This window comes from Cyanobacterium sp. Dongsha4 (genome assembly GCF_036345015.1).
In the GTDB taxonomy this organism is placed as follows: domain Bacteria; phylum Cyanobacteriota; class Cyanobacteriia; order Cyanobacteriales; family Cyanobacteriaceae; genus PCC-10605.
This window is the reverse complement of the sequence record NZ_CP084098.1, coordinates 2,660,193-2,683,159: the sequence shown is the minus strand read 5'-3', so window position 1 is coordinate 2,683,159 and position 22,967 is coordinate 2,660,193. Positions and strand designations below refer to the sequence as shown.

Here is a 22,967-nt window from a genome sequence, read left to right as displayed (position 1 = left end):
CAGGTTTCAGATGTCAGTGTGTTAGAGAATGAATTAGGGTATTTAGGTGTTGGGGAGAAGTTAATTAAACACTTTTGCTCTCCCTCCTCGATAGGGGTTATAAAAGGGGGGTTTCTTTTAAGGGGAGACACAGAGGGGTTTACCCCTTGCCATTTTTCACCTTCACCAAAATATTTTTTCAGCAATCATCGAGTAGAAAGTGTAAAGAGATGTAACAAAAAACTACGGATAACCGTAAAAAAAGACTTCATCTAGGTAAAAGAGCTTATTTTCATGGTAAAAACAATAAAGAGCCTATTATTTATTGGGCAAGTCATTATTTTTTCACATACCTAGTATAAAAATCATATAACACGGAGTTTTCTGCTTAATGTTTACTAACGTAAAATCAGCTATCCGACATATAGCACCAGAAGATTTACAAGGACGTGCTTTAATGAAGGTAGTTTATGTGGTACTAGAGTCACAATATCAGAGTGCCATTTCTGGAGCAGTTAAATCCATCAACGCCCACAATCCTAACCTTGCCATTGAGGTAAGTGGTTATTTAATTGAGGAGTTGAGAAGCCCAGAAAATTACGAGGAATTTAAAAAGGATATATCAGAAGCAAATATTTTCATTGCCTCTCTTATCTTTATCGAAGAATTAGCTCAGAAAGTTGTAGATGCAGTAACACCCTATCGAGATAACTTAGATGTTGCTGTGGTTTTCCCGTCTATGCCTGAAGTGATGCGCCTTAACAAAATGGGTAGCTTCAGTATGGCACAGTTAGGGCAAAGTAAGAGCGTCATTGGCGAGTTTATGAAAAAGCGTAAACAGAAGTCTGGTGCTGGTTTTGAGGATGCGATGCTCAAATTATTACGCACTTTACCTACTGTATTAAAATATCTCCCTGTTGAAAAGGCACAGGATGCTCGTAACTTCATGTTGAGTTTTCAGTATTGGTTAGGTGGTTCATCCGATAACCTAGAAAACTTCTTCTTGATGTTAGCAGATAAATATGTGTTTACGGGAGAAAAATCCTTACTAGCTAGTAAAGACTATGCCGAGCCTGTTGTCTATCCTGATATGGGTATTTGGCATCCCCTCGCCCCGACAATGTTTGAAAACATTAAGGATTATTTGGCGTGGTACAATACCCGTGATGACATCGGTGAGGATTTGAAAGATCCCCTTGCTCCTTGTGTGGGTTTAGTCTTACAAAGAACCCATTTGGTAACGGGAGATGATGCCCACTATGTGGCGATGTTGCAGGAATTGGAATATCGTGGTGCAAGAGTTATCCCTGTGTTTGCTGGTGGTTTGGATTTCTCGAAACCTGTGGATGAGTATTTCTGGGATAAGCCTGTAGAGGGAGTTGAGCCTTTACCCATCGTTGATGCTGTAGTTTCTTTGACTGGTTTTGCATTGGTAGGGGGTCCTGCTCGACAAGATCATCCTAAAGCGGTAGAATCCTTAACCCGTCTCAATCGTCCCTACATGGTAGCTTTACCTTTAGTATTCCAAACTACGGAAGAATGGGAAGAAAGTGATCTCGGTTTACACCCTATCCAAGTTGCATTACAAATCGCTATTCCTGAATTAGATGGTGCGATCGAGCCTATTATTTTATCAGGGAAAGATGGTAACACGGGTAAATCTATCACTCTCCAAGACAGGGTAGAGGCGATCGCAACTCGTGCATTAAAATGGGCAAATTTACGCAAAAAACCCAAATTAGAGAAAAAACTGGCAATTACCGTCTTTAGCTTCCCTCCCGACAAAGGAAACGTGGGTACAGCCGCTTATTTAAACGTTTTCGGCTCAATTCATGAAGTGTTAAAAGGCATGAAAAATAACGGTTATGACGTGCAAGACGTGCCAGACACCCCCGAAGAATTGATGCAACTGGTAATCCATGACGCACAGGCTCAATATTCTAGCCCAGAATTAAATATCGCCTATCGTATGAGTGTGGAAGAATACGAGCGTTTAACCCCTTATTCTAAGAAATTAGAGGAAAACTGGGGCGCACCTCCGGGGCATCTCAACAGCGATGGACAAAATCTATTAATCTACGGTAAACACTTCGGTAACGTCTTTATCGGTGTACAACCCACCTTCGGTTACGAGGGCGATCCCATGAGATTACTTTTCTCTCGCTCTGCTTCTCCTCATCATGGCTTTGCCGCTTATTACACCTACCTTGAAAAGGTTTGGGGCGTTGACGCTGTATTGCATTTTGGAACTCATGGTTCACTAGAATTTATGCCGGGTAAACAAATGGGTATGTCTGGGGAGTGCTATCCTGACAGTTTAATCGGTAATATTCCTAACGTTTACTACTATGCTGCTAATAACCCCAGTGAAGCAACCATTGCAAAACGCCGTAGTTATGCCGCTACCATTTCTTATTTAACCCCTCCTGCGGAAAATGCTGGATTATATAAAGGTTTAGAGGAATTAAGCGAGTTAATCGGTTCATATCAAAGCCTTAAAGATGGTGGGCGCGGTGTGCAAATTGTCAATACCATTGTCGATAAAGCCCGTATCTGCAACCTAGACAAAGACATCCCCGAAATTGCTTCCCCTGAAGGGCAAGAAGCGGATTTATTTGATTCTAGCACCCTTTCTCAAGATGAAAGAGATCACATTGTCGGTGCTGTTTATCGCAAGTTGATGGAGATTGAATCTCGTCTTTTACCCTGTGGCTTACACATCATCGGTAAACCTCCCACCGCAGAAGAGGCGATCGCAACTTTGGTGAATATAGCCAGTTTAGACAGAGAAGACGAAGGTATCTGGGCATTACCTACCATCATCGCCAATAGTATTGGACGCAATATGGAGGAAATTTACCGCAACGCTGATAAAGGTGTCTTAGCGGATGTGGAATTATTACAACAAATTACTGAAGCCACCAGAGCTGCAGTAAGAGCCTTAGTAGAGGAGCAAACCAACGCAGAAGGGCGAGTTTCCTTTGTTTCTAAGCTAAACTTCTTCAATATGGGCAAAAAAGAACCCTGGGTAGCAAAATTACACGAATTAGGTTACACCAAAGTCGATGAAAAAGCCATCAAACCCTTATTTGAATACCTCGAATTTTGCTTAGAGCAAGTTTGTGCCGATAATGAATTAGGCGGTTTATTAAAAGCCCTTGAGGGTGAATATGTACTACCCGGACCCGGTGGAGATCCCATTCGCAACCCCAATGTATTACCCACTGGTAAAAACATTCATGCCCTCGATCCCCAAAAAATCCCCACTCTAGCGGCGGTACAATCAGCTAAAATCGTGGTTGATCGACTATTAGAGCGTCAAAAGATAGACAACGGCGGAAAGTACCCAGAAACCATCGCTTGTGTATTATGGGGAACGGATAACATCAAAACCTACGGAGAATCCTTAGCTCAAATTATGTGGATGATTGGGGTTAAACCCGTGCCTGATGCTTTAGGGCGCGTCAACAAACTCGAATTGATACCCTTAGAGGAGTTGGGCAGACCTCGCATTGACGTAGTGGTTAACTGTTCGGGCGTATTCCGTGACTTATTCATCAATCAAATGGCATTATTAGATCAAGCGGTGAAAAAAGCGGCTGAAGCTGATGAGCCTTTAGAAATGAACTATGTCCGCAAACACGCTTTAGAACAAGCGGAAGAAATGGGCGTTAACATTCGTGAAGCGGCAACTCGTGTATTCTCTAACGCTTCTGGTTCATATTCTAGTAACGTTAACCTAGCGGTAGAAAATAGTAGTTGGGAAGAAGAGCAAGAATTGCGGGATATGTACTTAAACCGTAAATCCTTTGCCTTTAACTCCGATAATCCGGGGGTAATGGACGAAAACCGAGCAATTTTTGAGAAATCCCTGAAAACTGCCGATGCTACCTTCCAAAACCTCGATTCTTCTGAGATTAGCTTAACGGATGTATCCCACTACTTCGATTCTGATCCTACCAAAGTAGTTGCATCTTTGCGGGATGACGGTAAAAAACCCTCTGCATATATCGCAGACACCACCACCGCCAATGCTCAAGTGCGTACTCTTTCCGAAACCGTGCGTTTAGATGCGCGTACCAAATTATTAAATCCCAAATGGTACGAGGGTATGTTATCTAACGGTTATGAAGGGGTAAGAGAATTATCCAAACGCCTTGTAAATACAATGGGATGGAGTGCTACTGCTGACGCTGTGGATAACTGGGTTTATGAAGATACCAACACCACATTTATCCAAGATGAGGAGATGTGTAAACGATTGATGGATTTAAACCCCAACTCTTTCCGCCGTATGGTAAGCACCCTCTTAGAAGTTAACGGGCGTGGTTACTGGGAAACTTCCGATGAGAATATCGAAAGGTTACAACAACTCTACCAAGAAGCAGAAGATCGCATCGAAGGTATTGAGTAATCATTAAATCGTAGGGTGGGCAATGCCCACCTTTATTATTTATTTTGCAACAATTCTAAATAAAGCAAAGTGAATCATAGGTTTTGGAACAGGTTTATTCATGCTTGTTTGTTATAATAATTTGTTAAAAGCTATATATAAACGATTATTTTGAAAAAAAGATTATTAAAAGTTTTAAGAGATAAATTCAAGTAATTCGTATGATAAAGCTATATCCAATTATTTGCCTATAAACTCAGGGCGAACGCATACTCCATTATTTTCGCAATAAGAGTCAAAAAAGCAGGTTTTATTGAGAAAATTACTAGCATTTTATCATTAGTGATCGTTCAAAGTATTATGACTTCGTTGACCAAAAATTAGTATGCGATTGCCCTGCCTATAAACTCTTTTTTGAAAACTATGGTTGATATTATTCGAGGGGAGAGCTTCAACTAAGTAATGTTAGTCTTTGATTTATTAACGAATCGATCGTTCCATTTACTCTAAATTTTGCAAATAGTCCCATTGTTAAATCCACCATTTCTATTGATTTTGATACTACTTTTGTTTTTCTATGAAAGCGAGCAAACCAATGACGATTATCGGAATTATTTCTTTCTATGGCTATAGTTTCGCTTTTTGTCATCACATGATACGCATCTGGATGTTTAGATAATAACTCTTGGTACGGTTTCCAATCATCAGTACAGTAGACTGTTACATCCCATTTTAGTAATCTAATTAAAAGTTTTTTGAGGGTTTCACTATCACGCTTTCCCAATTCCCAGTCGATAAGTCTGTTAGTATTACGGTCATAAGCTTTCCAGATCCATAACTTGTTTTTTTTGACTCTATAAAATGCCAAAGTTCATCTAGTTCCACAACCACCGCTTCGCAGGGTTCAGGCTTTTCATAATTTTCTAGTGCCAAAGCTCTAATCCAATTTAAAATAGTCTGAGCAGAAACATTGAGAAGCTTTGCGATCGAATTCATAGACATTCCACTGCAATACAGAATTGCTGTTTCTAGTTTCATCCACATAGGTTTACCTCGATCAATCTTATCAGTGGTGAACTGATAGTTACAGTGCTTACATTTAAACCTTTGTTGACCACGAGCAAAACCGTTTTTGATGATTTTAGTATTATGACATCGAGGGCATTGATGAGACATGGTTAATTAATGATGATAGGATCAGTCTATATCATAACATTACTTAATTGATACTCTCATAAATGATTACTTGTAGCGATATTTTTAAAGAAGTTCAAAATATAACTTCTAAATTAATTGAAGTAGGACTATGTGATGACCAAAATTATCCCTCTCAACAAAAAGTTATCAATAATCAAATCATGGTCTGTTATTCTAATATGGTTGATTTATCCATTGCTCTAAAGAATATTTCTTATCAGGATATATATGAAGAACTAAATAAACAGAGGAATTTCAATTTTAAAATGTTAGATGGTGCTTTAATACAAATTTTATATACTTTTCAAAATAATCAATTAATTTCCCATAGATTAGCTTTTTTTCCCTCACCTTTTTTAGAGTCTTTTCATAATGAACCTGAGATTTATGAAGATGACGAGATTTATGCTGATATAATAGTTAAAGATATTTTACCTACACCAATTAGATTTGATTATGATCCTAAAAATTTTAGCGAAATATATCATCCTAAATGCCATTTAACTTTAGGTCAATTTAAAAACTGTCGTATTCCAGTTTCTTCCCCTCTTACTCCTAATGTTTTTATGAATTTTATCTTACAAAATTTTTATAATACAGCATTTATAAAATATCAACAAACACTAAATTTTAAAGCGAATTTATTTCCATCAACTATTACTAAAATAGAAGAGCAATTAATTCATATTTCAATAAAACTTTAACATAATATCAAGTTTTTTTTAGTCTTTTTTTTCTCGGATGATATTGATCTTTTCTTTATACATTGAAGGTTTCGTCTCTGTCTAAAAGCTTTAATGGCGTTGCTGAATTATTGTTCATGGTCGATCGCATCTTAATTATTGTACCAAGAAAGGTGCGATCGCATCTCAAGGATCTCATGCATCATAAGCGGTCACTTTAGCCGAATTATCTACAACAGTTTAGATAACAATTATTTGGTTAACCATTTTATTTTCACTCACCTGAGTTCGATGAACAAAGTATCGAAAAATAAAGCGCCCTCGAGTTATCATCGAGCCAATTTTGGAATAAAAAATTATTAAATTTAGGAAAAACTCATTGAAAATCAATTTATTCAACTTTTTTGTCAATAATTATTACTTTTAACTCCGAACTTCGAACTCCGAACTCCGAACTCAGGTTCACTCCATTTTTATCACTGTAGAGTGAAAATTTCCAACTAGCAACTTGGGTTATTAAGAAAAAATACCTGCCACCTAATACCTACTCTCACCAAAACACTTTTTCAACACCCCTAACAAAGATTAATTAGCCACAACCGCCGGTTTTTCAGCAAACCAAGAAGAAAGAATTTGCTCAGAAATTTGAGGTGCAGTTAAGCCTAAATCAGCAAAAGATTGATCGGGTTTAGCATGATCTACTAAAATATCAGGTACACCAAAACGTTTTAATTTCGCCATAACTTCTCCTTCTGTTAAGGCTTCTGCCACTGCTGAACCAAAACCACCTATCAAACAACCTTCTTCGAGAGTGGCAACTTTACCAATTTTTTCGGCTAAAGGTAAAATTAACTCTGTATCTAAGGGTTTGACAAAACGTGCATTAACCACGGTTGCTTCTATTCCGTGTTCACTTAAAATACCTGCAGTTTGCATAGCAGTAGTGACCATTGAACCATAACCAAGTAGTAAAATATCATCCCCCTGACGTAAAATTTCACCCTTGCCAATTTCTAATTCTTCCCAGCCTTCCTCGGCTAAAGGTACACCGATACCACTACCACGAGGATAACGCATTGCGATCGCACCTTCAGTATAATTAATACCAGTGACAATCATTCGTTGCATTTCCGCTTCATCTTTGGGCGCCATAATCACCATATTGGGGATACAACGTAAATAAGAAATATCATACATACCCTGATGAGTAGGCCCATCTGCACCCACAATACCCGCTCTGTCTAAACAGAAAAATACAGGTAATTTTTGAATGCACACATCATGGATAATTTGATCATAAGCCCGTTGTAAGAAAGTAGAATAGATAGCAACTACAGGACGCATCCCCTCACAAGCCAAACCTGCCGCTAAAGTGACAGCGTGTTGTTCTGCAATTCCTACATCAACATATTGATCAGGTAGTTTTTGTTGTAACTTGTCTAAACCTGTACCAGTAGCCATTGCCGCCGTAATGCCTATAATTTTGGGATTATTTGCCGCCAAAGTTGTTAAAGTATGGGCAAAAACTTTGGAGTAACTAGGAGGTTTGGGTTTATTAGAAGGGATTGGTTTACCTGTAGCTAAATTAAAGGGATTTTGAGCATGATAACCTACTTGATCCTTTTCTGCCAAAGCATAACCCTTACCCTTCACCGTTGCCACATGAACTAAAACAGGACCTTTCACTTTATGGGCTTTATTGAAAGTATCAATCAATTCGCTCAAATTGTGACCATCAATAGGACCAAAATAAGTAAAGCCTAATTCCTCAATTACTGCCCCAACCTTGGGCATTGCTAGACGTTTCATGGCCTCTTTCAGATTTTTCATTTCAGGAGATAAATTTTCTCCATCACCAAATAAAGGCAAATGTTTGAATTGTTCCTCTAAATTACCTGTGATAAACTGAATGGGGTCAGATAGGCGTACTTTATTCAAATAACGAGAAATCGCCCCCACATTAGGAGAAATAGACATTTCGTTATCATTTAGAACTACCATTAAGTTAGTATTCGGTAAATGCCCTGCGTGATTAATGGCTTCTAATGCCATACCTCCAGTTAACGCACCATCACCGATAATAGAAACTACTTTAAAATTTTCTCCTTTGCTATCTCTTGCCAAAGCCATTCCTAACCCTGCTGAGATGCTTGTAGAGGCGTGTCCAGCACCAAAAAAGTCAAATTTGTTCTCACAGCGTTTTAAGTACCCTGCAATGCCATCTTTTTGTCTTAAAGTATGAAAATCATGGTATCTGCCTGTGAGCATTTTATGGGGATAAGCCTGATGTCCCACATCCCAAATTACCTTATCATGATCTAAATCTAGGGTTTGATATAAGCCAATGGTTAATTCCACAACCCCCAAACCAGGTCCTAAATGTCCTCCTGTTGCCGCTACGGTTTCTAAATGCTTTTCTCTGATTTGTTGCGCGATGTCTTCTAACTGCCGAATTGATAAACCATGTAGTTGATTGGGATGGGTTATTTCACTTATGTGCATTATTCTTTTTTCCCTATAATATATATTGATTAATATGTCAGATTGTTAAGACTACTTTCCTTTATTTTGTCTTAATTTTTCTTTTCTTGCTTTAAGGTAAAGGATTATAAATCTTTGTAATGTTTCATGAATGACAAAAATTGTCTTTAGTTTAGTTGTTGTTGACTGCCTGATTATCCTTTAAAGGTTGAACTTGTGTTCCGGGATAATAAAATTGTAATATTTTTTCCGCAGTCCAACCTAGTTTAGCAAGATTATAACTACCAAATTGACTTAGCCCTACTCCATGACCAAAACCACCGCCAATAAATTGATAGGCTGTTAATTTTTTGTTTTTATCATAAATAGGCTCTAGGTAAAAAAAGGTGCTTCTGGGGGGTGCAAAGGCACTTCTGACTTCATTTTTTTCGAGGGTAATAACTCCTAAGTCGGTTTTTACATCTAACTTTAAGATTCTACCAGAGGGCGATCGCTCTGTGATTTTCATAGATTGAATTTCTTTTATATCTACAAGGGGATGTTTTATTCGGGTTAAATATTTTTGCAAATCTTTAGTTAAATCTGCGATACTACTTTGTTTTTGCCAACGAAATAAACTTCTACCCGTTTCATTAAAGCCTTTTTCCAAAGAGATAAACTTACGAAAATTATCTTCAGACTCAAGACTTTGTTGACTTAAATTCCACACTTGTTGCGGTGAATCAATCACAGATTTTAGATAAGGGCGATTTTCTCCATTCCAAATATCTGTAAAATTAGAGGTTATTCCCCCTGTGGTAGAAGAATATAAGGCATCTACTAATTCATTTTCATAAGTTAATACTAATCCCTTGGTAGATGCGATCGCCTGATCTGCTATTTTTGATGTACCACTTAAACCATAATAAACTTGACAATGAGTATTTGCACAAAGCTCATAATCATCAGCCGCAAACCTTCTTGTGTTGCGTAAAGCGTAGGTTCGAGCAATAATAGTTTGAGCTTGAGCGGCGGCTAGGGGTGCATTGCTTCCAATTTCATGAGGTACAACCCCCCGCAAATAGGTTTCTATATCCACTTTATTAACCAGAGTATAATTACCATAAGAATTGGGCTGAAGAGTAAAATTGCCCCCATATTTGCGATTTTTGCCGTCTTTTCCTTCTTTAATTTCTATTACTCCCTGATTGCTACTAATTTCTAAAAAATTTACTTGATAATTATTCTCTCCTACAGAAAAAGAAACTTCTGGCTTTTCCAATAAAATAGCTGTTTCAATATAGACGTTACTATAACCTGCTTCTTGTAACTGTTCCAATAATAATCTTCTTAAAAAAGGAGTGTTGTAAGTGCTACGCTTTGCCCACACCTGCCAACGCCCGGGTTGGGTTATCTCCACATCAATACCCAATTCTCTCCAATTATTAGCATCATCCTCAGCAGTTTCAAACGTACCATGATCCCCTAATATCAATCTTTCTTCAATATATTTATGGGGTAAAGACTGAGGTATGATGTCTAGTTTTAATTGCTTAGTCGTTAAAGATTTATTTTCCCCTGTGAGATTATCTGTAAAAGTTAGTTTTAAATTATCTTCACCAATACTTGTTAAAGTTATTTCATCTTCTAATTCTTCTCCGAATCTTTGCACAATCCCAATTTGTAGATCCAATGCTAAAAGGGGTAAAGTCTGAAATAAAAAAGGAATAATAGTTAATATTGAAATATTCAAGAAAAGTTTATTAAATTTTAATAACCAATTATTTTTTTCCTTATTTTTATTTAAAATTGTCATATAAAAGTCATCAATATTTTTAACTATTTCATAGTATAAGATAAAGTTCAATCATTGACTTGTTTTGCTATAGACACTTGTAATTAGAAGGGGCAAGGGGCAAAGGTAATTAATAATCAGTAATGAGTAATCATGCACTTTAAGAATTAGTTTCTCTCTAACCCCCTAAAACCCCATAAAATTAGCTTTTTCTTAATTCCGCTCTCAATTTTTCCAATTCATCATCAATAGGTGCAGAATTACTAGAAACTGTTTCACCTTCAATAATATCGCTATCACTATTACCAGCAGGTAAGGCAATATTGGGTTCAGGAGTACCAGATAATTGACGTTTCAAGGCTTCCAATTCATCATCTACCGCCGTGCCACCTTCTAATGCCGCCCACTTGGCATCTTCCCCCATTCCCGCTAATTCTCCAGATGCTTGAGACATGGCTTCCATTTGCACTACCTTGTCTTCCATACGTTCAAACGCAGACATGGCAGAACTTGTATTGACACTGGTAATAGTTTCCTGTAATTGTTGATTAGCCTTAGCCGCACTGAGACGGGCTTTAAGCATATCTTTCTTGGTTTTTGCTTCTGAAATTTTGCTCTCTAAAGCAGTTAAATTACGACGAAGAGCATCAATTTGTTGTACTTGACCATCTAATTGTGCTTTTAAAGTAGCGGCTGTGTCAGCATGGGTTTTCTTTCTCACTAAGGCTTCTCTTGCTAAACCCTCTTCTCCTTTTGATAAAGCTAATTGCGCCCTTTGTTGCCATGTATTGGCTTCACTCATATTTTTTTGATACTGTTGCTCTGTTCTTTTCTGAGAGGCGATCGCTTGTGCTACAGCCTGACGCATTTTAACGAGGTCATCGCCCATTTCACGGATACTCTGCTCTAAAACCTTTTCAGGATCTTCAGCTTTATCAATCATATCATTGACATTTGCTCTTATTACCCTACTGATGCGATCAAAAATTCCCATAATTACTTTGACCTTTATTTTAATTAACTATATTTTCTATATTACTTTAGACTAATTTTATTCTAAATCATCATTCTAAGATTAGGGTTATAACTCACCTGTTGCATTATTTAAAAATCTACGAGAATATAATGCTACGAATAAGATGTGTTAGGGCTTTGCTGAAAAAGTATTAGATGGAGTTAGGCAAATTAAGTTTTTTCTGTCGATATTGAGTTCTCTGTTTAAGATGAATTTACAATGTTAAAATGGCATTATCTTTTTTGGTTAAACTTTCTCTATGTTGCCTGTAAATCAGCTATTTATTAAGGTATTTCGTCAAAAATGGCAGTTGTGGGCGATCGCATTTTTCCTTTTCTTTACCCTCATTTTCATTATCCAAGAGCAAAAAATTACCCAACATAAAACCCTCGAAACCAAAATAAAAGAAATAGGTAAAAATAGTACAATAACCAAAAAAAGTCTTAATCAAACAGAATTAAAAGAAATAGCAAAATTAGTAAATGTTAGAGTTTTCGCAAATATTGATGACCATGAAATAGGTGGTTCAGGAGTAATAATTGGTCAGAAAAAAAATATTTATTTAGTATTAACAAATAACCATGTAGTTGATAACAAAGAAATTAATTATCAAATTCAAACTCACACAGGAAAAATTTATAAAGGGGAAGTTATTTGGCAAAATAATGATAATTTAATAGTTGATGATTTAGCTTTACTAACTTTTGAAAGTCAAGAAGAATATCGAACCATAAATATCAAAAATAACTATATACCCAAGAAAAATGAATTGATTTTAGCTAGTGGATTCCCTTTTCAAGACAATTTAAAACAATCAGAAAACATTAAATACACTTTCGGAAATTTAAGCCAATTTTTACAAAAACCTTTAATCGGGGGCTATCAAATTGGTTATACAAATAATGTTCATAGTGGTATGAGTGGAGGCTCAATTCTCAATTTACAAGGGCAACTAATAGGTATTAATGGTTTAGGAAAATATCCCCCTTTAGGTAATCCTTATATCTATCAAAATGGGAACGACATCCCCGAAAATCAAGTAAAAAATATGAGTAATTTAAGTTGGGGAATATCAAGCCAATCTATCAATAAATTAATTAGTGTAGTTGAGCAGAAAAAAAATATAGATTTTCAAATTCAACAAGTTGAGTAAGATTAACTTGAGTTCGATTTAACATTGTAGGTTAGGGTAAGCAACAGGGAATTGACAACCTAAAAGATTAATTTCAAAAAATACAATCTATTTTGCTCAAGCACTTACCTACCGCCCTCCGATGATTTAGATATATTCTACCCACTTACTCAAAGTAATAGAAATAAAGCCTTTATTTTCTTGCACTAGGTAAAGAATATTGAGGATTATTTTTAACCCCATTTTTACCATTGCCATTATAGTTATTACCATTATTAGACTCTAGTAATAAACTACGAATTAACCTTGCTGTTGCTTTTTCTGCTAAACCTCCAGCTATTTTCTGTCCTAATTTTTGAGTTTCTTTATTCTGAATAATATTTGTGACTACAGGAATTAATTTTAAAGGATCGTATCCATCAGTTTCTTGAAGAATTTTAACAATATTCATCAATCTTTCAAAAGATTCATCATTACTGCCATTATTATGACTCCCGTTTCTACCATTACCATTATTATGATTCACAGATGAGCCATTATTGAAACCAAGAGTTTCTCGCACGGTGGTAGAAATATTAATCCATGTTTTTTGCCCAAAGTTATCTAAAGAATTAACTATTTCATCGGCTAATCTTTCTCTGATAAACTCACCTCTCTCCGACAACAGAAAATCTAAGCCTTGGTTAATCACCCTGTCAAAATCATAATCGGGGGAATCTTTGGCATTTCTTAATAAATTTTCCAGACGATTCCAACGGAAACTACCATCTTTAAATAACAAATCTTTCAGGGATTTTCTTAACTCAGGAGATTGATCTGTTAATAGTCTTTTGGCAACATAGGGATAGGCTTTACTTAATACTTTAAAATTGGGATCTATATTAATGGCTATACCTTCCAATGTCACCATTGAGCGAATAATTAAAGCATAGTAAGCCGGTACTCGGAACGGAAATTCGTACATCATTGCCGACATTTCATCTGTGATTCGCTTAAAATTAAGTTCGGCTACACTAGCACCAAGAGCATTATTAAAAACGTTTGCTAGGGCTGGAATAATGGGCGTTAAGTCCGTTTCAGGAGTTAGAAAGTCTAATTTGACATAATCTTGGGCAAGGGCTTCAAAATCACGATTTACAAGGTGTACAACCGCATCAATTAAGCCATATCGTTGATAAGGTAAAATCGTACTCATCATCCCAAAATCGAGATAAGCCAGTTTACCGTCTTCCATTGCTAATAAATTACCCGGGTGGGGATCAGCATGAAAGAATCCATGTTCTAATAGTTGTTGTAAGGAACATTGTACCCCTATTTCTACCAATCCAGTGGCGTTGATGCCTTGAGCTTCAATTTCTTTGATTTTAGTTAATTTTGTGCCATTAATCCATTCCATCGTTAAGACTCGGCGCCCAGTGTATTCCCAATAAATTTTCGGTACATAAATTTCAGGAATATGTCCATATAATTCTTTAAATCGAGCCGCATTTTCCCCTTCTTGCAAATAATTCATTTCCTCAAAGATACGGGCGGCTAACTCATCAGTAATGGCCACTAAGTCTGAGCGAATTTTTTTGACATTTTCTTTGATCCAAGATGCGATCGACCTCATAATATAAATATCAAGGGTGATACGTCTTACTAAATCAGGGCGCTGTACTTTTATCGCTACTTCCTCCCCTGAATGTAACTTTCCTCTATATACTTGTCCTAAAGAAGCGGCGGCGATAGGATGTTCAGAAATTTCTGCATAAACTTCTTGAGGCTTTGCCCCTAATTCCTCCTCAATAAACTGATAAGCAATTTCATTGGGAAAAGGAGGTAGTTGATCCTGTAATCTGGTTAATTCATCCAAGTATTTAGGAGGCACTAAATCAGGGCGTGTGGACAAGGCTTGACCAATTTTTATATAAGCCGGACCTAATTTTGTCAAAATTTTTCTTAATTTTACAGCTCGTTTCGACTCATTTTTCTTTTTATTTCCCCAAAAACCATCCCACCAACCATCTAACAAAAAAGACAGAAATGGAAAAAGAATATTTAATAACCTTCCGAATACTTGTAAAGGACGTTGACGATAATATTCAATAATCATATCTGGGTGATACCGCCAACTATCAGGAGACATATCACTCACAGGACCTAAGTCTTCCTTATGTTTTATGGGGATAACAACAGGATTATCATGGATGTTAACGATATTGTCATCTATATTGTCAAGGTTTTCTTTACTTTCTGGGGGGATGATAGTTTGAGTCATAAAATTTTCTACTATACTCTTTGGTCAAGAACAATTGGAATAACTGAGCTAGAATATCTCAATGAAAGATCAAGATCTTGTCGAGAGCCTAGTTTTGTTAACTATTGTAACAATATCTTCATCATAAACCAGTAAAAATAAATTTGTGGATAGATATTTAGCCGACAGAATCGAGAAAAAAAGATTATCATATTGTTAACAAAGCAAAGAGTAACGGCGTAAATTCCAACAGAGGAAATTAATAATGGTATTTGATTCTAATTTTTTTCAGCGCGAATCAGAAACAACACTCAAAAATACATTAGTCGAATATTTACAGAAGCAACATCCAGAAACATTAGAAAGAGTCGCACAATCTGCAACTCCCGAAGTAAGAGAAATTATCACTCACAATGTACAAGGTTTATTAGGAGTTTTGCCCTCTGATGGATTTAACGTACAGATTGTAACAGACAGACAGTACTTAGCGAATTTATTAGCTTCGGCCATGATGACTGGTTATTTTCTTTGCCAGATGGAAAAAAGAAAGGACTTAGAAGACAGTATCAGTAACACTGATTCTCTTTAATTTTTGTAAGTTATCAGGGGATTTATTGAACAATGTTCAACCCCAATAACCATACCTAATCTGATTATTTCCAGAATAAACTTCGCCTAGAAAGACTCAATTATCTTCGACATTAAAAAAAATCGGAGCGGCGGGATTTGAACCCACGACCCCCACTACCCCAAAGTGGTGCGCTACCAAGCTGCGCTACGCCCCGTTTAATCACATTATCCTATTATAGTCAAAAAAAAGTAAGTCGTCAAGTTAAAATAATTGAAAAGACTGTATAGCCTTTAAAAGCTCTGGTACAACCTCAACAGACCAAGTTCCTTCACAGCATCTACCTTGAGATAAAATAACCCGCAAGGAATAGTTTTGAGGGTATCCTTCTGCACTTAACCACAAAAGCTCACTCTCCATCTCACAGACGATTTTTTCTTCATCCATGAGATGTTGACTTATATCAATAACTGCTTGATTAATTTCTGGTAAAAGACGACAAAAATCGGCCATTTCGGCGGAAGTTAGCTCCATTGCCCAATCTTCCCCTCCCAATAACCCTTGATAAGTGCAAGGATTTTCTTTCCAGCCAATACGCCATCCTTTACCTTGTTTAATCAAGTAATTTATCCTCTCAGAGAAAATTACGCTTCGACAGGTGTTTCCGTGTTTTCTTCTACTTCTTCGCTAACTTCCTCTGTGGAAGCAGAGTCGGCCGCAGGAGTTGGCAACTCTATGGGTGATTCAGAAGTTGTAGAGGGTGCGGAAGGAATATCTTTTTCTTCAAAGTCGAAATCAGAATCTAATTTGATTGTAAGATAACGTAGAACTTCCTCTCCTAAACGCATATCTCTTTCCATGGAAGCAACTTGAGAACCATCACCTGTATAGTAGGTTAGAATGTATATTCCTTCCTGAAATTTTTGGATAGGGTAAGCTAGACGACGTTTGCCCCAAACTTCAAGGGATACTTTTTCTGCTCCATTTTCTTTGAGGAAATCACGATATTTGCGCATCTGTCCGTTGACTTGCTCTTGAGTTAAATCAGGACGCAAGACAAACATCATTTCATAGGTATTAATCATTTTTGTAAGTTTCTCCTTTTGGACTGTAAAGGCTTCTTTTTGTTACCAGAAGCAAGGTTTTTTGTTGTCCTATTTCTATCTGAAAAATATTTTTATTGATACTTTCGGACAATAGTGCTTATATATTTATAGCAGAAAAGAATTTATTGCACAATCATTATCATTATATAATTCATTTTATTTTTCGATTATGGCACAACGTTATGTCAGGGTAAAAACCATTAGTGGACAAACCTATTATGGTCGATTACAACTGAATCGTACTGTAGAAGTTTTAGATGCTCCACCGTGGTTAAATGGAAAAGTAACAGATTTAATTTTACAAGAATCCGATTATCGGTTACTGCCCCCCTGTGCTCCCTCTAAAATTGTGGCTGTGGGCAAAAACTATTCTGCTCATGCGGCAGAAATGGGTTCAGATGTACCGAAAGAGCCTTTGATTTTTCTTAAGCCCCCTTCTGCTATTATTGCCCATGAACAGGCAGTCATTTACCCTAAACAGTCTCAAAGAGTTGATTTTGAGGGAGAGTTGGCTTTAATTATAGGCGATCGCACCAAAGGTTGTAGTATTGAAGATGCAAAAGATAAGATTTGGGGTTATACCATTGCCAATGATGTAACTGCTAGAGATTTACAGAAAAAAGACGGACAGTGGAGCAGAGCGAAGGGATTTGATACATTTTGCCCTTTAGGTCCTTGGATTGTGCGAGAATTGACATCAGGAGCAAGAATACAAACATATATCAATGAAGACGAAGACGAGCCGAAGCAATCTGCTTTGTTATCTGATATGGTTTTTTCGCCTGAAGAATTAGTGGCTTATATTTCTCAAATTATGACTCTATTACCCGGAGATGTAATTTTAACTGGTACTCCAGAAGGCATTGCCCCTCTACAAGTGGGAGATTCAGTAACGGTAGAAATTGAAAGTATTGGCAAGTTAACCAACTTTATCGAAGCTAGTTCAACGGAGTGAATTAATAAGGAAATATTATTACAGGTTTGTAGTGAGGGCTAAAGCCCTTATTATCAAATAATTTTCATTAATATTTAGTTGAATTTAACCCCGAACTCCGAACTCACTACCAAGGTACTTGAGAATAGGCGGCTTCAGATATAGTGGGCATTTCTGCATATTTACCTGACGCAGATTGAAAAATACCATAGCAACAGGCTACCAAAGTACCTAAAAATAGTGCATTAGAAATAGTTTCCGTAAGCAAAGATGTCCCTAAACCCCTAAAAATGACATTGAAAACCAAACCGACAAGAATTAGTAGAATATCAATTAAAATTGCCTGCATGGTATTAAAGCGAATAAAATGACTGATACGAGCATTTCGCACCACTGCGGCAAATAAAACAATAAATAGAATAAAACCGCCAAAGGGTATTTGATTGATCAAAATCAGAGGATAAAGGGGGATGACAATTAATTGTAAAAAGGGGAATTGTCCAAATAAAAAACTGCCAAACTCTAGGGCATAATAAAGAGGGAAAAGATAAACGAGAGATGCAAAGAGTCTATCTTTCCAGTCAGTAGATGAGGTTCGCCAATTCATAAATTTAAGATTAGGTGTTTGATTTTAACCAATGTTTATTTATACGATATTAACAAGACGAAACCCCATCTGACATTCGTATAATTGAGGTTGCTTTGGTTCTGATGTACCTAAACAGTGACCACAACCGAGTTTCCCTCCTTGCCAACGAGGGCTTCCTTGTTGATTAGCCCATAAGCAAGTTTGACATATAGTATCTGTATTTAAAATCTGTTCCTTTTGGAGAATTACTAGCATGATTCCCCCCTTTTTTGATTATTTTAGGTGAATTTTGCCTTTATTGTAGCTTTTTTCCCTTTTAAAAATGACTATTTTGCTACATTTATTAATAAATTTGTGTAGAAATCCACAATTTCTTACTCTCCTCTCTAAACCCTCTTTATCGGAGAAGTAATATAGTAGTAGTTATTTTGTTTAAGATGTGCTGAGATATTGAATATGAAAAAATGTCCTAACTAATCTGTCAATCTGGCGGTTGTTATAACTTTGTATTTTATGAATATCTAATTTTTATTTCTAACTAATGTAAAATAAGGAATGCTAAATTATTTTCTACACATAAAAGAGTATGAGTGAAAGAACTGTTATCACGGGAAAAGGTCTTCCTTTAGTTGGTAATGATATTGACACCGATCGCATTATACCAGCACGTTTTCTGCGTTGCGTTACTTTTGATGGTTTAGGAGAGCAGGTTTTTGCCGATGATAGAAAGGCTTTAAATGGTCAACATCCTTTTGATTTACCTCAGTATCAAAATGCGAAGATATTAGTTGTCAATGGTAATTTTGGATGTGGCTCTAGTAGAGAACACGCACCACAAGCGATCGCACGTTGGGGTATAGAAGCCATTGTGGGAGAGAGTTTTGCGGAAATCTTTTTTGGTAACTGTTTAGCTATGGGGATTCCCTGCGTTACTTCTGCGGCGGAAAATATTAAGAGTATTCAAAATTTATTACAAGAAAATCCAGACATTCAAATGACTTTGGATTTGGAAGGTTTAAAGGTTAAATGTGGCCACTATAGCAGTGCGGTAAAAATTGATTCTGGTGCAAGAAATATGCTCGTTACTGGAAAATGGGATACTTGCAGTTTATTAATTAAAAATATTAGCCAAATCAAAAATACTGGGGAAAAATTACCTTATTTAGCTTGGTAATATTTAGTAAATGGTGTAAAGGTTAAAGGGCAAAGTTAAAAGGGCAAGGGGCAAAGGTAAATAGTTGATAATTAAGAATTAAAAACCCCGTTGAGGTGTGGAATCAGTATGGGAAGACAGAGTTTAAAAATGAGTAAAACAACCGTTAAAATTAGTAAATAAGGTCGAAAAATCAATTTTAAATAGTTTCAACTCAATATTTGCTAAGTTTAACTCCGAACTACGAACTCTGAACTCCGAACTCGTTTCTTCCCAATCCCCCAATTCTGTTAAACCCAAAACTAACTTGCCCTTATTTCGATATTCTTAAATTGAACTCACGTAACTTAGTCTTTTTGCAACACTTCTTCAAAGGGAAAATCATTAGCCGCCATCATAAAAGCAACGCTCGGTAAATTTTTTGTTTTTTGTTGCCATTGATAGTAATATTGGTCAAAATCTTCTTGAGGTTCAGCTAATCCTAAAAAGATTAAATCCGCCTTATCTGAATATTGGTACAAGATTTTTTCAAAAGAGGTTTCTTCTGAGACGATAACTTGAGGAATCACGTCAATGTTTAGTTTTTCGATGAGGTTGTTAAGATTGGTTTGGGTAGTTTCTAAGGCGTGAGGATTTTTTATGACCAATTTGACAAAAATACTTGCTTTACGCCATTGCCAATCGTTTTTGAGTAGATAGCCAAGAAGTAACATTAAACTACCATTAGCTTGAATACCACTCCACCATATATCTATTCGTTGATAGTTACCTAATTTACGATCGCTGTTTTCCTTCAGAATGATAATATTACGTTTGAGTTGATGTAGTTGAGCGATGGTTTGACAATATTGTTTATGACTTTCCCAATCTTGATTAAAACTAGCATTACTGTTACCAAGTAAAACAGTGTTAGGTATTAAAGCACCAATACCGTATGTTTCTACCACTTGGGGAATAACGGCATAATTTTGATTGGAGCGAATTATTTTGACTAAGGCTTGGACATTATTTTTACTGAGATAGTCTTTGATGGTATTTTCAAGATTTTTTTTGCTTTCATATTCTCTCCTTTCAGGTACAATACTGGCTACAGTCAATAATCCTTTGTGGTTAAAACTGTCTGCTAATTCAATCAATGACCAACTTTTATGGGGGGAAGCGGAAAAGACAATTATGTGAGGGCGCCAATTTTTGGGATCGGTTAATTGGTCTAATTGATAGATACCTGTGCGTAAAAATGCCATCCACATTCCTCGCCGACTATCTCCCCAAGTTACTTTTAATTCTTGTCTTTGTAAATAAAGGAAAATTCCTGAGACAATTATACCTGCTACAACAGTTGCGATCGCATTGATCAACAACATTACGGCTAAACATCCCACTGCCCCCAAAAAAGAAAGAAACCAATTTACTTTAAAAGTAGGACGAAAAGAAGGAGATTGTAAAAAACTTTCAATTCCTGCCGAAGCATTTAAAACTAAATAGGTTGTTAAGAAAAACATTGTCAATACTGGGGCAATTAAGTTTAAATCCCCTAAACAGACTGCCGCAATAGCAACCCCTAGAGTTACTGCTGTACCGATACGAGGTTCATCATTTCTACCATTTCCCTGCCCTAAAAAATTGAGTTGATTGGGCAAAATTCCATCCCTTGCTAATGCTTGTAAAACTCTAGGCGCTCCTAAAATACTACCAATGGCACTGCTAAGAGTCGCTCCCCACACTCCAAGAGCGATCGCACCTCCCCAAAAAGACATTCTAGCCATGATAAATGGTTCATCTACAAGGGTTTGAGCATCAGCCCGTAAGCCAAGAAATAAGGGAATAACCATGTAAATAACATAACCAGTGCCGACGGCGGCTAAAGTGCCAATAGGTAAGGCTTTTGTGGGATCTTTCAAGTCTCCAGACATATTAACCCCTGCCATGATACCCGTAACGGCGGGGAAAAAGACGGCAAATACTTGCCAAAAAGAAACATCTGTGGTTCTCCATAACTCAACGTGGGTTTGTTCCACTGGATGCCCTAAAAAGAAAGAAATTAAAGAAAGTGCAATGGCCGCCATAATAAAATATTGGGCTTTAATGGCAATTTCTGCACTGGTTAACGCTAAAATTCCCACTCCAATTGTCACTGCTAAAGCAATATAGACTTCATAGGCTTCCATACTAGGAACAATTTGCACCACACTTTCAGCAAAACCTAGGGTATAAAGAGCAACGGATAAGGCTTGAGCAAAATATAAAGGAATACCTACCGCCCCCCCTGTTTCAATACCTAAAGAACGACTTATCATATAATATGCCCCTCCTGCCCTAACTACTCGATCAGTTGCGATCGCACATACAGATAAAGCAGTTAGAAAAGTGATGAGATTAGAAAGAGTGACAATAATAAAAGTACCGAATAGACCAACATTTCCCACTACCCAACCAAAACGCAGATACATGATTACCCCCAGAATAGTGAGGATAGAAGGGGTATAAACACCTCCAAAAGTGCCTAAACCTGATGTTTTTTGCTGGTTAGTATTCATATAAGATTATTAACGATGGTAGTGATTGGAAATAGACAAACATTTCTCAATATAGCCTACCTCATAGACTATTCAGAAAAAAGGGCAAAGTGAAAAGGGTAATTAATTAGCTTTGCCCCTTAACCTTTGCCCCTTGCCCCTTGATTGCTAATTAACTGATAATTTTTCCATCAGCAAAATGAATAATTCTTTTGGTTTCCTCAGCAACATCTTTTTCATGAGTTACTAAGATGATGGTAATTTTTTCCTCATTGAGTTGGCGAAAAATACTCATAACCTCTTTTGTTGTTTCTGAATCCAAAGCCCCTGTCGGTTCATCTGCTAATACAATTAATGGATTATTCACTATAGCACGTGCGATCGCAACTCTTTGCTGTTGTCCCCCAGATAACTGATTAGGCTTATTATTAATCCTTGCTTCTAAACCAACTTTAATTAATGCCTCCGTTGCCTTTTTTTTCCTTTCCGATTCAGAAATTCCCGCATATACCATGGGTAACATGACATTTTCAAGGGCGCTTAATTGAGGTAAAAGGTGAAACTGTTGAAAAACAAACCCAATTTGTTCATTACGAATATGAGCTAATTCTTTTCGGGATAAATCCGCCACATTTTTACCATTAAGATAGTAATTACCTGCCGTGGGGCGATCGAGACATCCCAAAATATTCATCATCGTGGACTTTCCCGAACCAGAAGAACCCATAATCGCACAATATTCTCCTGATTCTATCTTGAGATTGATAGCGGATAAGGCATTAACTTGAATATCACCGCTACCATAAATTTTGTAAATGTTATCTAGTTTAATCAAAGGTTGAGGAGTTGAAATAGATGAGTTCATTGTCTGCCACTAAAATTTTAGGATTTTGTCAAATATCCCCATAAATCTCATTTACAAAGCGTCATCATCTATGGTTTCCCACTTACCGTATTTATTCTCATAATAAGTTAAGATGCTATTCACCTGAGTTTCAATTTCTAATTGATCAGGATAACTAACACTTAAACCTCCTACCTGACTTTGTAAATAATCAAAATCCTTCGCTTTTTGAGGTAGCAATTGGGTCTTAACTCCTTCCACTTGTCTTAAATGGGCGGCTACTTCTCGATAAACCGCCAAAGGTAAACGATGACAACTAAGATTTTTTTGTTTTTGATTAGTGATAGTTTGAGACAATGTAGTT

Annotated in this window: 19 protein-coding genes and 1 tRNA gene; 6 read left to right on the top strand and 14 right to left on the bottom strand. The window is 36.7% G+C overall.

The annotated features are described in order from the left end of the window. The first annotated feature begins 370 nt into the window (after positions 1-370). Positions 371-4,393, top strand: coding sequence for a magnesium chelatase subunit H (locus Dongsha4_RS11640; RefSeq protein ID WP_330202544.1), 4,023 nt, complete (start codon positions 371-373; stop codon positions 4,391-4,393). A 430-nt stretch (positions 4,394-4,823) separates the two neighbouring features. Here Dongsha4_RS11640 and Dongsha4_RS11635 read toward each other — a convergent pair. Then, positions 4,824-5,548 (bottom strand): IS1 family transposase gene (locus Dongsha4_RS11635; RefSeq protein ID WP_330202302.1). Its coding sequence is split into 2 segments (ribosomal slippage): positions 4,824-5,224 and positions 5,224-5,548, totalling 726 coding nucleotides; the frame shifts between segments, so codons are not numbered across the junction. A 62-nt stretch (positions 5,549-5,610) separates the two neighbouring features. On the opposite strand from Dongsha4_RS11635, the gene Dongsha4_RS11630 reads away from it, so the two are divergent. Further along, positions 5,611-6,273, top strand: coding sequence for a DUF2290 domain-containing protein (locus Dongsha4_RS11630; protein WP_330202543.1), 663 nt, complete (start codon positions 5,611-5,613; stop codon positions 6,271-6,273). Positions 6,274-6,328: 55 nt separating this feature from the next. On the opposite strand, the gene Dongsha4_RS11625 is transcribed toward Dongsha4_RS11630, so the two are convergent. From Dongsha4_RS11625 to Dongsha4_RS11610, 4 genes are all read right to left on the bottom strand, one after another. Beyond that, positions 6,329-6,451, bottom strand: coding sequence for a hypothetical protein (locus Dongsha4_RS11625; RefSeq protein ID WP_330202542.1), 123 nt, complete (start codon positions 6,449-6,451; stop codon positions 6,329-6,331). A 386-nt stretch (positions 6,452-6,837) separates the two neighbouring features. Continuing rightward, a complete protein-coding gene (gene dxs / locus Dongsha4_RS11620; RefSeq protein ID WP_330202541.1) occupies positions 6,838-8,754 on the bottom strand; it encodes a 1-deoxy-D-xylulose-5-phosphate synthase in 1,917 nt (638 codons plus the stop codon). Between the two features lie 151 nt (positions 8,755-8,905). Continuing rightward, a complete protein-coding gene (locus Dongsha4_RS11615; protein WP_330202540.1) occupies positions 8,906-10,528 on the bottom strand; it encodes a SpoIID/LytB domain-containing protein in 1,623 nt (540 codons plus the stop codon). Between the two features lie 181 nt (positions 10,529-10,709). Next, positions 10,710-11,501, bottom strand: coding sequence for a PspA/IM30 family protein (locus Dongsha4_RS11610; RefSeq protein ID WP_330202539.1), 792 nt, complete (start codon positions 11,499-11,501; stop codon positions 10,710-10,712). Between the two features lie 280 nt (positions 11,502-11,781). Between Dongsha4_RS11610 and Dongsha4_RS11605 the strand changes: the two genes are divergently transcribed. Beyond that, entirely contained in the window at positions 11,782-12,675 is an 894-nt protein-coding gene (locus Dongsha4_RS11605; protein WP_330202538.1) for a serine protease, read from the top strand. 172 nt (positions 12,676-12,847) lie between these two features. Here the strand turns inward: Dongsha4_RS11605 and Dongsha4_RS11600 are convergent, their stop codons facing one another. Next, a complete protein-coding gene (locus Dongsha4_RS11600; protein WP_330202537.1) occupies positions 12,848-14,914 on the bottom strand; it encodes an AarF/ABC1/UbiB kinase family protein in 2,067 nt (688 codons plus the stop codon). Between the two features lie 244 nt (positions 14,915-15,158). Between Dongsha4_RS11600 and Dongsha4_RS11595 the strand changes: the two genes are divergently transcribed. After that, a complete protein-coding gene (locus tag Dongsha4_RS11595; RefSeq protein WP_015217959.1) occupies positions 15,159-15,482 on the top strand; it encodes a DUF760 domain-containing protein in 324 nt (107 codons plus the stop codon). Positions 15,483-15,604: 122 nt separating this feature from the next. On the opposite strand, the gene Dongsha4_RS11590 is transcribed toward Dongsha4_RS11595, so the two are convergent. The 3 genes from Dongsha4_RS11590 to rpsF all read right to left on the bottom strand — a co-directional run bounded on the left by Dongsha4_RS11590 (position 15,605) and on the right by rpsF (position 16,546). Next, positions 15,605-15,678, bottom strand: a tRNA-Pro gene (locus tag Dongsha4_RS11590). Between the two features lie 47 nt (positions 15,679-15,725). Beyond that, the gene (locus tag Dongsha4_RS11585; RefSeq protein ID WP_330202536.1) at positions 15,726-16,082 is read right to left on the bottom strand and encodes a DUF1818 family protein; all 357 of its coding nucleotides are present in this window, start codon (positions 16,080-16,082) and stop codon (positions 15,726-15,728) included. Positions 16,083-16,105: 23 nt separating this feature from the next. Continuing rightward, positions 16,106-16,546 carry a 30S ribosomal protein S6 gene (gene rpsF / locus Dongsha4_RS11580; RefSeq protein ID WP_330202535.1) on the bottom strand — a complete coding sequence of 147 codons (441 nt, stop codon included), beginning with the start codon at positions 16,544-16,546 and terminating at the stop codon, positions 16,106-16,108. 190 nt (positions 16,547-16,736) lie between these two features. On the opposite strand from rpsF, the gene Dongsha4_RS11575 reads away from it, so the two are divergent. Next, positions 16,737-17,522, top strand: a complete 786-nt coding sequence (locus Dongsha4_RS11575) for a fumarylacetoacetate hydrolase family protein (protein ID WP_330202534.1) — start codon at positions 16,737-16,739, stop codon at positions 17,520-17,522. Positions 17,523-17,628: 106 nt separating this feature from the next. Here the strand turns inward: Dongsha4_RS11575 and Dongsha4_RS11570 are convergent, their stop codons facing one another. Both Dongsha4_RS11570 and Dongsha4_RS11565 read right to left on the bottom strand, forming a co-directional pair. Then, positions 17,629-18,108, bottom strand: coding sequence for a Tic20 family protein (locus tag Dongsha4_RS11570; protein WP_330202533.1), 480 nt, complete (start codon positions 18,106-18,108; stop codon positions 17,629-17,631). A gap of 39 nt (positions 18,109-18,147) precedes the next feature. Further along, positions 18,148-18,345: a hypothetical protein gene (locus Dongsha4_RS11565; RefSeq protein WP_330202532.1), complete on the bottom strand. Its 198-nt coding sequence runs from the start codon at positions 18,343-18,345 to the stop codon at positions 18,148-18,150. A 331-nt stretch (positions 18,346-18,676) separates the two neighbouring features. Between Dongsha4_RS11565 and leuD the strand changes: the two genes are divergently transcribed. Next, positions 18,677-19,264, top strand: coding sequence for a 3-isopropylmalate dehydratase small subunit (leuD, locus tag Dongsha4_RS11560; RefSeq protein ID WP_330202531.1), 588 nt, complete (start codon positions 18,677-18,679; stop codon positions 19,262-19,264). Positions 19,265-19,590: 326 nt separating this feature from the next. On the opposite strand, the gene Dongsha4_RS11555 is transcribed toward leuD, so the two are convergent. The 3 genes from Dongsha4_RS11555 to Dongsha4_RS11545 all read right to left on the bottom strand — a co-directional run bounded on the left by Dongsha4_RS11555 (position 19,591) and on the right by Dongsha4_RS11545 (position 22,960). After that, positions 19,591-21,780 (bottom strand): Na-K-Cl cotransporter, encoded by a 2,190-nt coding sequence (locus tag Dongsha4_RS11555; RefSeq protein ID WP_330202530.1) that lies wholly within the window; start codon positions 21,778-21,780, stop codon positions 19,591-19,593. A 151-nt stretch (positions 21,781-21,931) separates the two neighbouring features. Further along, on the bottom strand, positions 21,932-22,624 hold the full coding sequence (locus Dongsha4_RS11550) for an ABC transporter ATP-binding protein (protein ID WP_330202529.1): 693 nt from the start codon (positions 22,622-22,624) through the stop codon (positions 21,932-21,934). A gap of 51 nt (positions 22,625-22,675) precedes the next feature. Next, positions 22,676-22,960 carry a hypothetical protein gene (locus Dongsha4_RS11545; RefSeq protein ID WP_330202528.1) on the bottom strand — a complete coding sequence of 95 codons (285 nt, stop codon included), beginning with the start codon at positions 22,958-22,960 and terminating at the stop codon, positions 22,676-22,678. Positions 22,961-22,967 lie beyond the last annotated feature (7 nt).